The following is an 11,811-nucleotide window of genomic DNA, read 5'->3' as shown; positions in this document are numbered from 1 at the left end:
TGTACTTCCATAACAAATATTTCCTTTGGTTTCTGGAGCAGGAACTTGAGGGCTAGATCCAGTAGGAGACACAAATGCGGAAACACCGGCGGCCTTCCATGGCCGAAGTTGCTAAGGTTGCCGGAGTCTCCCATCAGACAGTTTCCCGAGTTATCAATGGTTTTGAAGGTGTGCGCCCAACCACCCGACAAAAGGTCGAGGCTGCCATTGAACAACTTGGCTACCGCCCTAATCTGGCTGCCCGAGCTTTAGTTACGGCGCAGTCTAGAACGATCGGCGTTATTGCCGTTGGTTCTTTCTTGTATGGACCTTCTCGTACGCTCGCGACTATTTCGGAAGTAGCTAGATCTCACGGATATGCGGTTCTCATCGCGTCGATTCGAGAAGCCGCAGAGGAAGAATTTGCCGCATCCATTGACGATCTTTTGAACGGAGCGGTCGCGGCCATTATCGTTATCGGCGCCCGCGAATCGTTATCGCGCTACGCCGGTCATCTCGACACCGATACGCCGATCATTATGGTTGGGCCACCCGTGGATTCCGTACCTAATCTACCAAGTGTTTCGGTAGACCAGGGTAGCGGAGCCCGCACAGCCATCCGCCACCTCATTCAGCTGGGCCATACTGATATTCTCCTTTTGGCCGGACCGCATAACTGGACCGACGCACAGTGGCGTAGAAAAGCCGCAATTGCGGAATGCGAAACTGCTAGCATTACTCCGCGCATTATCGAAGGTGACTGGAGTCCCCGCGCCGGTTACGATACTGGCGTTTGGATTTCTTCGCTCGCTCCGGAAGACCGTCCTACCGCTGTTTTTTCCGCTAATGACCAAATGGCACTCGGGCTACTAGCGGCTTTTCTAGCCACTGGCATTGATGTGCCTGGGGACATTTCCGTGATCGGTTTCGATAATGTGCCTGAATCTGAATTCTACAGCCCGGCCCTCACCACTATTACTCAAGACTTCACGGAGCTCGGTCATCGCGTCCTCGAAGCCACCCTCGCTTTGTTAGAAGGAAAGGACCCAGATGTCACACCGATCCCTGCAAATCTTGTAGTACGGCAGTCCACCGCCCGTAAGAAGGTCTGACCCAGCAACGCCTAGATGTGCTAATGGTAGCCCCGAATGGCACCTCGGGTTGCGGAGCAGAAGACGAATTTGGGGAGCTCTATGCGAACAGGGCTGATAAACATAGATCCCTAGCTCGCTAAAGAGCTCCCCTATTCCCCGTTTCCATGCGCCACGACTAACCGTAATCGGGCAGTTGGGGTGTGGTTACTAAAATCCGTAGCCTGGTTACTCCTTGCGGGAGAAACACTAAATGGCGAAAGCATTTCACCATTCTACAGTCGGAAAATGTGGATAGGATTGCGTTACTGCCTCTCGCTCAACTCCTTCATAATTGTTGGAAGCTTCTTGTCAATATCGTAGAAGTACAAGATTACTGCCTGTAGGACAAACATGATCATCGGTATGTAAATAAACGACCATAAAATCGCGCTTATAGCACCATCGGTCTGTACAGAAGCCGCCCCATCGTATCCGCCCATGCCTAAGATCCAGCTCATCAGGGCGGTTCCGATTCCAATACCAAGCTTCTGCGCAAAACTTCCCGAGCTGTATAGCAAGCCTTCAGATCGAATACCGGTTTTCCATTCTCCGTATTCGATCGTGTCCGGGAAAAGAGCCCACACAATCCCCAGTAGTGGGACTTGCCCCAACCCCTTGAGAATCTGAGCGGTCACGGCAACAGTGAAGCTCGCAGGGGCAACCGCCATCACGATAAGACCTATCAATGAAATGACGACCCCCACCATCATTAGCTTCGTTTTACCGTAACGCCTAATAAGTTGCGGCAAAAATAGAAATCCAACCATAACCGGAACCAGGAATGCCCACGTGAGTACAGACACGAGTTGTTCATTCCCCAATATCCACTTACAGTAGTAAACCAAAGCAGATTGATTTAACGCGTAACCCACACTAAACACAAGGAAGAAAACTGTCGCTAAAATCCAGTACTTATTAGCGAACATTGCTTTCAGTCTAGTTTTAAGGGGTAAGTTCTCTTGCCCTTCGTCTCGAGCCGCTCTGATTTCCCGGGTGCCGGCGACTGTGAACCAGAATAGAATGACAGATAAACTCGTCAATATAGCAAACGCAATAACCCACGCACGCTGATCGTTCCCCAGCCGCTTCACCAGCGGCAGAGTGACAGTAGTTACTAGCAAGAACCCGATTTGAGCCATGAACATTCTGTAAACGTTCAATTTTGCTCTTTCGTTGATGTCACGCGTCATCAGTGTATTAATGGTTCCATATGGAATACAGACCGCAGTGAATGCAAGAGTCATCAGGAGATAAGTTACATACGCATATAGCAGTTTCCCCGAAACAGACGTATTCGGAACTGCGAAGAGTAAGGTGGAAAACGCTGCAAACGGGATCGCGCCGAACAAGACCCAAGGCCTTGCTTTCCCCCACCTGGTATCGGTTTTATCTACCAGAGCTCCCACAATTACATCTGTAATGCCATCAAAAACCCTGCCGAGTAGCATCAGAGTTCCAACAGCCGTCGCGGGAATGAAAGCTACATCGGTATAGAAGAATACAATAAACATTCCCAGCGCGGCCCAGGTAATATTGACAGCCATATCGCCAGCGCCGTATGCTATCCGGTTCCAAGTTTTAATCTCACCCTTGAAACCGTATATTTTCGCTTCTGGGCCTGGTTTGGTCTCGCTCATTCTGCTACCCCCACAGTTACAACCGAGAAGGACGCCGGCGGCAAATCCACACCAGATTGATCGCGAGAGCCCATTTCCTTCATAGAGATTTCGTTTGGATTCTCAAACGTATTAACACTATTTAGCTTTTCGCCTTCTAGCCTACGCACGCCCGTAATCTTGAAATCGTGCCCACTTACTTGTATTTCAAGCGGAACAGATTCGTCAAGATTTGCGTTCAATACGAAGATAGTCAATTCGCGAGTCTCCGGATTTCGCACTACTGCTGCATACACAGTTGGAATTTCCCGTTCATTGACCGTAACTTTCGTACATTCCAGCCTGTAATCCAGCACCTCTCCGCGTCCACGCTGCGTAAACTCACGGAGCGGATACCAGATCGCTTGCCGTAGGATTCCACCCTCCTCGCTCGTAGTAATTGGAGCGATAGCATTTACCAACTGGGCTAGACATGCAATCTCTACGCGGTCTGCATGGTTGATCAGGGTCATCCCTAAACCTGCAAACGTCAATGCATCTAGAAGCGTGTATTTTTCCTGCAGAATAGGCGGGGCTTCCTCCCACCTTTCCGCTGATGTAACCTCCAACTCTGTAGCACCAAGCAGATCATCTGGTCCATCAATCTTGAGATCAGAGAAGTTCCAGACGTTCCATTCGTCGAGACATACCGGAATGTCTTTTGTCTCGCCTCGCTTCCCCTTCACGAAATCGAGAACAGCCTCGGAATTACTGAGATGCTCGTCTAGAGCGTGCCATGCGTAGATAAATTCAGAAGCCTCGCTCCCTCCACGCGAGGCATAAAAATGAGTGGAAAGATAGTCAATTTGCGAATAAAGCTTATTCAGAACAATCCTATCCCACTCCAGGTATTCAGGAAGTACATGGTAGGAACTACCGCAGGCGACGAGCTTAATGTCTCGGTCAACCCATCTCATCATCTTCGCAGCTTCGAGCGCCTTGTCCGCATAGTTCTCAGCGCTAAGATGCCCGGCTTGCCAATCTCCCTCCATTTCATTCCCAAGACACCAGTACTTGATGCCGTATGGCTCCTCATGGCCGTTCTTTCGCCGAAGATCGCTCCAGTACGTCCCACCCGGATGGTTGCAGTACTCGACAAGTTCCGCCGCTTCCTTGGGAGTGCCCGTACCAAGATTTACGGCGATCATAGGCTCAACGTTTGCCTTTCGAGCCCAGTCAATAAACTCGTCAATACCAAACTGATTGGGCTCGATGGTTGCCCAGGCAAACTCAAGCCTTCGCGGGCGATCTTCCTTTGGTCCAATACCGTCCTTCCAGTTGTAGTTTGAAACAAAGTTCCCGCCTGGATAGCGCACTAGACTTATCCCGAGTTCGTTAATTTCATCAATCACATCCTGACGCAGGCCTTTCTCATCCGCAGTTTTGTGATCGGGCTGGAAAAGCCCTCCATAAATGCATCGGCCTAAGTGCTCAGTAAACGACCCCCAAATTAGCTCGTTAATGGTAGCGTTCACATATTTAGGATCTACATGCAGTTTCGCCATTGAAGCCTCCCATAGAAATTTAAGAGGCGAGCCGACATACTGCCCACCTACTGCGAAGATCATCTTTGATCCGTGGTAATGTTAACGATAACATGCGCTCGTGGCGAAGTCTAGTCCCAATAACTTCGACGCAGTCTGCCTATCGCTCTTACTCCACGTGTTCAAAGAGGATAGCCCCGGAATTCGTAAATGGCCGAACGGCTTCTCATCCAACCCACGAACGGGGCATTTCTACAAGATTCTTCGGGCGAATCGTCCCGCCGCGCAGAATTTTTAAACGATCGGGCGCACACGCATATTCCTAGTCTCACGCCTGAGATTGTTTTCTACCGTTTTATGTCGAGGCAACTAAAACATAGCGTGTTTATGCCACTAACCATTACCGTGGTGTGTGCACTGGGCGTGGCATTCGTGCGCTTGCGTGTTCCTGAAACTCGCGGCAAGAGTCTCGAAGAAATCGAAGAAGCCGCCGCTCAACGCGCTGGGCTTGCTACTAGGCAAACGCTGAACGGCTAGCCAAGCTCTTCGCGGTTACACACAACGACAGGTAGGGGCCGGTTTAGTTCGGACTAAACCGGCCCCTACCTCGCATCCATATGCAATTACCCATTACCAGCACGCAGGCACTACCCGTTTACCGGCTGGAACCGTTTAAGAGCCTGCTGCTCGCCACCGCCTGCCCGCGAGTGCGGGCCATAGCGCCGGCGATACGGCTTCGCGGAGGGGAGCGCGCCTACTCTTCCGCCTGCGCATATTGCTCCGCCAGGTACCTATTGCTCCGCCTGCGCCTATTGCTCCACCTGCGCCAATTGCTCCGCCTGCGCGTGTTACTCCGCCTGCGCGTGGGCAATAGCGGCAGCGAGTTTTTGGTAGCGCGGCCAAGCCGGGTTTGCCGGACCGGGCGTAATAGTTTCCGTGATCTCCGGTTCCCAGCCGGGAGCGCTCACGTCGAACCCGCATACCAGCGCGGCCTGGCGAGCCGCCCCGCGCGCCACATATTCACCCGGGCGGGGTATATCCAAAGGAATCTGTAACACGTCCGCCATGATCTGCGCCAAAACTGCCGAGCGGGTGGCCCCGCCAATCAGCATCGCCCGCTCGATATGCAAACCGCCATCCCGCAAAGCTTCCAAAGCCCCGCGGAGCAAACATGCCAGACCTTCGTAGGCGGCCCGGGCGAAGTTGTGCGGCGTCGTCGAATCTGGGGTAAGACCATGCAAACTCGCGGTAGCGCGCGGCAAATTGGGCGTACGCTCCCCCGCAAAATAAGGAACCAACGTGACCCCACCGGCACCGGGCGCGGCCTGCTCCGCCAACTCCCCCAAACGCTCGAAACTCACGCCCAAAAGTTCGCAGAAGTAATCCTGAATCAGCGCGCCATTGAGCGTGCAGGCGAGCGGCAACCATGCTCCGTTCGCGTCCGCAAAACCGGTGACCCCGGAATGCGCGTCACGCACCGGATGTTCGGCAATCGCTGCCACCACCCCGGAAGTTCCGATCGAAATCGATGCCTGCCCGGGCCGCAAATTCAGCCCCAAAGCCGCCCCCGCATTATCGCCAGCCCCCGGGCCCAGCAACACCGGCACACTGGTTTTCGGCTGAGCAGTTCCCGGCAAGTTCGCCTCAGTTCCCGACGCCGTAGCTTCAGCTTTCGGCGCCGGTTCAGTTCCCGACGCCGTAGCTGTGCTTTTCTCCCCCAAAAACTGTGGATGTACGCACCCCACGGATTCGTAGGGGGCGGCGATGCGCGGCAACACGAGCTGCCGGGCTTGGGCTTCGGTAATCCGCAGGGCGTGGGCGAGGATGTCATACCGGTATTCGTCAGTTTCACAATCCATGTAACCGGTGCCGGAAGCGTCCGAACGGTCTGTGGTGAGAGCGCGAATATCGGTGGTGCCGCGCAGTTTCCAGGTGAGCCAATCGTGCGGGAGGCAGATCGCGGCGATGCGGGCCGCGTTTTCTGGTTCGTTATCGGCAATCCAGCGCAGTTTCGTTACCGTGAGCGAGGCAACCGGCACGGAACCCACAGCTTGGGCCCAAAATTCGGCGCCCAGCTCGGCGGTAAGAGCGCGCGCAGCGGCCGCTGACTTCGTGTCATTCCATAATTGGGCGGGGCGGATTACTTCGCCCGCGGCGTCCAAAAGCACCATGCCATGTTGTTGGCCGGCTATGGAAAGGCCGCTAATATCGGCCAGACCGCCCGCCTGGGCAGCGGCCTCGCGGAAAGCGGTGAGCCAGGCCTGCGGGTCTACCTCCGTACCGGTCGGATGCGCGGCCCGGCCTTCGCGAACCGTGGCACCCGTGCGGGCGTCCACAATCAGAATCTTGGTGGACTGCGTGGAAGAATCAACCCCGGCCACTAGTTGCGGGGATTGTTTGGAATGTTTGGCTTCTTGCATGGCGCTCCTTCGGGCCGTACCGCATGCGAGGGCACCTGCGGCTACGCTGTTCGCTGTTTACAACGTGCTGTATACAACGTGCCGCTTGCCTGACGCCGCTTACCTGACGCCGTTCACTAGGCGCCTTTGCTAGGTGCCGTTTGCGTGGTGCCGTTTGGCAGGCACCACTTGCTAGGCGCTGTTTACTTGGTGCGCGCAAATACATAGCACGCACCGCGCAAACCGATAGGACGGCCGCCGGCAAGCTGACAAGCCGGTGAGCTGGCAACCGGGGTAGTACGGCACCCCAACAGTGCAGCAAACCGGCAAGCCAACACGCGGCAGACTACCCCGCAACGGGACTTTGTTCTTAAGTAAAACTAACCAATTGAGCCGCGTTTTTCAATGCCATGCGGAGCTGAAATCAGGGCGCGGCTGGCCACAGTTACCAAGGCGCCCGCTATATCGTTACCAAGGTGCCCGCCGCAGTATTCTCCGCTACAAAAGGTTTGCCGCCACGTCCTATTGTGGCAGGTAATTGGATGGTCTTAGTTCTTTTCGTTTATGCTGAAATACTGACGGCTCGGTGAGCCTGTCTACGGCGGTTTTTTCATCTAGAAGTCACATATCTAGAAGTCATACATATGTACAGTGTGCGAGGCCTGGAAAGGATCACAGCATGAAACCCGGCAAGAATGCGACGTCGATTCGTCAAGACAATTTGCGTCTCATTCTTTGTAATATCCTCGCGGCCGGTTCTGCTACTGCCGATCCCACTATTACTTCTGTGCCTTCGGCCGGAGAGGCTCACGCGACACTACCGGAGGAAGCCTCCGAGTTACGCGAAGCAGCCAAGGCGAGCGCCGCACCGGTAACGGGCACTAACGAATCTCCCAACGCGGCTCCCCTAGCGTCTCCCCACGAAACTCCCCACGAGACTCCCGAAGGTTCACCCGATTTACCCACCCCCGTAGCGGGCACTAACGAAACCCCTGATGAAGCTCCCGCAGGGCCCTCCAATTTACCCGCCCCGGAAACTGCTACTGGCCTTTCCCGCGCGAAGTTGGCACAAAGTACCGGACTCACGCGGGCAACGGTTTCCCGCCTTACTGACGAGTTGATTTCGGCAGGCATGATTGAGGAGTTGGAACCGGTGCGGCCACAGGTGGGGCGGCCGGCAGCGCCACTAGCCGCCCAGCCGGGCAAGAACATCGTGCTGGCCTTGGAAATCAACCTGGAATACGTAGCGATTTACGCCCTCGACTTGGCGGGAAATGTGCTCACATCGCGCCTCGAACGGTCTGATTCACGCGGTTCGGATCCGGCGGTGGTATTGGCCTGGATTTCTCGGCTAGCGGGCGAAGAAGCGAGCAAGTTGCCGGCCGGGCAGTTGCTAAGCACGGTGTTGTGCGTGCCCGGGCTGGTAGATACGGATAGGCGCACGATCGTTACCGCACCAAACCTGGGTTGGCAGAATGTGGACGCAGGTGTTTTGCTGGATTTTCCAGGGTTTGATGCGGGGCATTTCCGGGTGATTAATGAGGCAGATGCGGCCGCTTTTTCGGTGTTCTTTTCCCGCCCCGGCGTGCGCGCCGGCTACTCGAGTTTCTTGTACGTTTCCGCGGAGGTCGGCGTGGGTGCGGCGATCTTTTTCGAGGGTCAGCTCTTTTCTGGCGACCACGGTTGGGCCGGCGAAATCGGCCACATGTGCGTAGACCGTTCCGGCCCGAAATGCCGTTGCGGTTCCAATGGTTGTTTGGAACAGTATGCAGGTTTTGATTCGATTGTGCGGAATGCTGGCTATGCGGCGGGCACGGAAGGCGGAAAGGAAATGAGCCTGGCGAAGCTGTCGCGTCTTTTCGATGCGGGTGATCCGGGCGCCCGTGCCGCTATCGATGCTTGCGCCCAAGCTTTAGGTACGACGATCGCCAACGTTTTGAACCTATTGGATTTGCGCCTGGTAGTTTTGGGCGGGAATTTCGCGCGCCTCTACCACCGGCTTGAAATAATTATGAAGGCCGAAATTGAGTACCGTGTACTTGGCCGGCGCTGGGAGGACGTGCAGATCGAAACCAGTGCCTTCGGGGATTTCGCCGCTTCCCGCGGCGGCTGCCTAGCCGGCTTCGCGGAGATTCTCAACCACCCCGCACGCTGGCACGAATACGGTATCCCCATTTCCTTCGACTAACCCGCCGCATGCAACACCTCCAGCAACACCGACCGCAAAAACGACCGCAACGCCGCCAACACCGCAGCACCGCAGCACCGCAGCACCGCCAATACTGCAGCCCTTACTTCTGCCTTGCGCATCCATTTAAACCTTAGATGCACATTTGGCGCGATCGTGCAACAATGTGGACATGGTCGGGAAATTGGCAAAGCCTACATCGCCTGCCTCCGCACGTGCACACGCGATAGTAACTTTGTTCTTGCTTTTCTTTGATATTTACAGCACAAGTACTGGAATGGCGGCATTTTCGGCGCCACGGGTTATTTTGGCGATGCTACTCGCCGGATCGTTGGCGCTCTCAGCCAAATCACCGCGCTTTGAGCTAGTTTTTATTTCGATCTTCCTTCTCGGTCAACTCCTCAGTTTACGTGGGGAGAGAATGCTTGATTTGGCGATCTATCTGGCCATAGCCATCTGGGTTATGCGGGCGTGGGTCGTGGCTGCTATTTTCGTTCTATTCGCCGTCGAAACAACGATATTCCTACAGACACCTGATTCCGAACCACAAACTTCTAGCTCCCTGCTCCTAGGCGTAACAGTACTCGCCCTCAGTCTGGCGTTAAAGTGGCAGAAACAGCGTCGGATTTATGCCGAAAATACGGCTCGGAAAGCGCAGGAAACGAGCGCTGCAAAGAGCCGCGCCCTTGCCCAGGAATTGCACGACAACACGGCGAAGGACCTCGCCCACATCATTCTGCTGGCTCGCGATTTTGCTATCCGCCACCCCGAATTTGCAGAAGCATCTCAAGTGCAAATAGATATTGCCCGCAATGCTTCGCGCCGCATCCGCGCACTTATCGCAACGATGAACATACCCGACCAGACGGAACCTATGGCAACCGTTATTGAGCAAATCCAGGGAATGCTTCTCACGCGGCACATTACCTTGCGAATCTCCATGCCTAATTTGGATGAGAGCCTACTAAGTACCGGGCAGCTAGCGACGGGAAACTTCATGCTTCGCGAATGCGCATCCAACGTCCTAAAGTATTCACCTGAAAACAGTCAGGCTAGGCTCGTCATAGGATTCAATGAGCCTAGCCGCGAACTCACGATTCTGATGAGTAATGACATATGTAGCGAGGGATCTACCCCCGATATTGGTGGTGGCTTCGGGCTAGCAAACTTGAAGGTGCGTGTGGAATCTCAAGGGGGAGAGTTTGCCGTGGGAACCACTCCAACAAATCAATGGTTCACACACGTCACAATTCCCGGTGACAAGTAAGCCGTATGTTAAAGCCGAACGAACCAAGAGTCGGAAGACTAGAGTCGGAAGAGAGGTGCAATGAGCAGCAAAATTAGGGTTGCACTTGTAGATGACGACCAGCTCGTCCGCATTAGTTTCTCTCTATTTTTGAACACTCTTGAGGGCATCAGCGTTTCGTGGGCAGCGGCAAGCGGGAAGCAAGCGCTCGAGCTTCTGCAGCCACAAATGGTTGATGTGTTACTTCTCGATGTGGACATGCCTGGGATGGATGGAATTGAAACCGCACGCGCCGTTCGCGCCCTACATCCAGAGTTGCCGATCGTGATACTCACAGCCTTCCTAGAAGAAGATGCTCTCGACCGAGCTCTAAAAGCCGGCGTAAACGGATTCCTTACCAAAGATTCGGATCCCGAAGAGGTTTTATACGCTATTCGACGTGCTAAGCAAGGAAAGAACGTAGTGGCCGCAATTCCCACACAACTACTATCTGAGGTCTACCAAGGATCATTGGAGAACCGTAAAAAATACGCCGATTTTGTAGCTGCCGTAGAAAATCTACCTTCGCGCCTCGAGCCCATCTTCACTCTCCTACTGGAGGGCATGCCCAATAAAAATATTGCTCGCGAACTCGGCCTAGCAGAGACTACAGTGCGGTCGTACGTGAGCGAACTGCTGGAGATTACCCGCTGCCAGAGTCGTACAGAACTGGCTATCACTGCCGTAAAATCCGGGGTGGCCTAACAATACCCACTCTGTGACGAGTTTCCTGCACCCGGTCTTGCTCCCTATACCCACCAAAATCAGTACCGAAAACCAACATTCGTCGATACAGCTTCCTCAACCCTGCACTTTACCCTGGATATATCCCAATTGGGGCAGTTGGAAATTTCAAAACCTATAACTCCAACGCTTTCATACAATTCGGGGGCCGAGCGGCCTTGCGTAGCGGAGGCATCAACCTAGCCGTTTCACTTGCGTGGTACGGAGTTCGATGCATCGGCAGGTAAGTAGGCTCGTCCGAACGTGAGGGGAGGAACCATGACTGAAAAACACGATCGTAAACGACGGCCGTTGAGGTGGAAATCAGCTTTCCTGGGACTTGGCATAGAGGTTGTTCTTATCTTTTCGTTGACGTGGATTTACGCGAAACTTCGGGATATTTCATACATATATGTACTCAAGTTTTATGGACCCTTGCTTGGCGTGTTAGCGCTCGTTGGATTCATTGTAGTCCTATTCGATATCAAGTCCTTGCGTAAATGGGTCTGATTTGCACGTAATTCCGTGTTGACTATCGCCGGCGAGGAGATCCATTACTCCTCGCCGGTAGCTTTGCTACTTGCGTCTACGCTTTCTCTCTGTGAAGACCACGTCAGAGGATGAGCGCAGGGCGTTTCGCGCACACTTCGGAAATAAGTAGCTACTAAGTTCCATACGCCATTGGACACGGGAGTGTCAAGATTTTTGTGTATGGGGGATGGTTATTGATATTTTTCAAAGCGCTCGGGATAGGCTACCATCATTTGGTTGATTGCCTGTCCCCAGCCACTAGCTCGTGCTCCTTCAATGTACCCGGTAGTGACCCGGGGTTTGCCCTTTCTCAGCTTAGCTGCTTGTTTCTCGCGTTTTCTGGCCCGCCGGTCCTCGATATGACCGATCATCAACCATAAGGCCTTGACCGCTGCTACATCGTTAGTGAACTGGATCCGATTCCGAGTAGCCTT

At 54.0% G+C, this 11,811-nt stretch carries 8 protein-coding genes and 1 pseudogene; 5 read left to right on the top strand and 4 right to left on the bottom strand.

Annotated elements, in window-relative coordinates:
- Window positions 1-74 precede the first annotated feature (74 nt).
- Window positions 75-1,091 carry a LacI family DNA-binding transcriptional regulator gene (locus tag BLT47_RS07160; protein WP_049620421.1) on the top strand — a complete coding sequence of 339 codons (1,017 nt, stop codon included), beginning with the start codon at window positions 75-77 and terminating at the stop codon, window positions 1,089-1,091.
- Window positions 1,092-1,375: 284 nt separating this feature from the next.
- Here the strand turns inward: BLT47_RS07160 and BLT47_RS07155 are convergent, their stop codons facing one another.
- Together BLT47_RS07155 and BLT47_RS07150 are read right to left on the bottom strand one after the other, a co-directional pair.
- Window positions 1,376-2,749 carry an MFS transporter gene (locus BLT47_RS07155; protein WP_049620420.1) on the bottom strand — a complete coding sequence of 458 codons (1,374 nt, stop codon included), beginning with the start codon at window positions 2,747-2,749 and terminating at the stop codon, window positions 1,376-1,378.
- Complete coding sequence (locus tag BLT47_RS07150) at window positions 2,746-4,272, bottom strand: alpha-N-arabinofuranosidase (protein ID WP_049620419.1); 1,527 nt, start codon at window positions 4,270-4,272, stop codon at window positions 2,746-2,748. Before BLT47_RS07150 ends, BLT47_RS07155 begins: the two co-directional genes overlap by 4 nt.
- Before the next feature lie 189 nt (window positions 4,273-4,461).
- Between BLT47_RS07150 and BLT47_RS09350 the strand changes: the two genes are divergently transcribed.
- Entirely contained in the window at window positions 4,462-4,788 is a 327-nt protein-coding gene (locus BLT47_RS09350; protein ID WP_074663249.1) for a hypothetical protein, read from the top strand.
- 311 nt (window positions 4,789-5,099) lie between these two features.
- Here the strand turns inward: BLT47_RS09350 and BLT47_RS07140 are convergent, their stop codons facing one another.
- Window positions 5,100-6,671, bottom strand: a complete 1,572-nt coding sequence (locus tag BLT47_RS07140) for a xylulokinase (protein ID WP_074663245.1) — start codon at window positions 6,669-6,671, stop codon at window positions 5,100-5,102.
- 658 nt (window positions 6,672-7,329) lie between these two features.
- Between BLT47_RS07140 and BLT47_RS07135 the strand changes: the two genes are divergently transcribed.
- The 3 genes from BLT47_RS07135 (at window position 7,330) to BLT47_RS07125 (ending at window position 10,828) form a co-directional block, all read left to right on the top strand.
- On the top strand, window positions 7,330-8,838 hold the full coding sequence (locus BLT47_RS07135) for an ROK family protein (RefSeq protein WP_074663242.1): 1,509 nt from the start codon (window positions 7,330-7,332) through the stop codon (window positions 8,836-8,838).
- A gap of 241 nt (window positions 8,839-9,079) precedes the next feature.
- Window positions 9,080-10,105, top strand: coding sequence for a sensor histidine kinase (locus BLT47_RS07130; RefSeq protein ID WP_143021809.1), 1,026 nt, complete (start codon window positions 9,080-9,082; stop codon window positions 10,103-10,105).
- 60 nt (window positions 10,106-10,165) lie between these two features.
- Window positions 10,166-10,828, top strand: a complete 663-nt coding sequence (locus BLT47_RS07125; protein WP_074663236.1) for a response regulator — start codon at window positions 10,166-10,168, stop codon at window positions 10,826-10,828.
- A gap of 740 nt (window positions 10,829-11,568) precedes the next feature.
- Here the strand turns inward: BLT47_RS07125 and BLT47_RS09450 are convergent.
- A pseudogene (locus BLT47_RS09450) lies at window positions 11,569-11,811 on the bottom strand (IS256 family transposase); the annotation flags it as partial.

The organism is Actinobaculum suis (assembly GCF_900102025.1).
GTDB classification, from domain to species: domain Bacteria; phylum Actinomycetota; class Actinomycetes; order Actinomycetales; family Actinomycetaceae; genus Actinobaculum; species Actinobaculum suis.
The sequence above is the reverse complement of the archived record's forward strand: the minus strand, read 5'-3'. Positions and strand labels throughout refer to the sequence as shown.

Bases quoted from the DNA above. Each gene is read 5' to 3' on its own strand.
- BLT47_RS07140 (WP_074663245.1), bottom strand. From the start codon at position 6,671: ATGCAAGAAGCCAAACATTCCAAACAATCCCCGCAACTAGTGGCCGGG.
- BLT47_RS07155 (WP_049620420.1), bottom strand. From the start codon at position 2,749: ATGAGCGAGACCAAACCAGGCCCAGAAGCGAAAATATACGGTTTCAAG.
- BLT47_RS07125 (WP_074663236.1), top strand. From the start codon at position 10,166: ATGAGCAGCAAAATTAGGGTTGCACTTGTAGATGACGACCAGCTCGTC.
- BLT47_RS09350 (WP_074663249.1), top strand. From the start codon at position 4,462: ATGGCCGAACGGCTTCTCATCCAACCCACGAACGGGGCATTTCTACAA.
- BLT47_RS07150 (WP_049620419.1), bottom strand. From the start codon at position 4,272: ATGGCGAAACTGCATGTAGATCCTAAATATGTGAACGCTACCATTAAC.
- BLT47_RS07160 (WP_049620421.1), top strand. From the start codon at position 75: ATGCGGAAACACCGGCGGCCTTCCATGGCCGAAGTTGCTAAGGTTGCC.
- BLT47_RS07135 (WP_074663242.1), top strand. From the start codon at position 7,330: ATGAAACCCGGCAAGAATGCGACGTCGATTCGTCAAGACAATTTGCGT.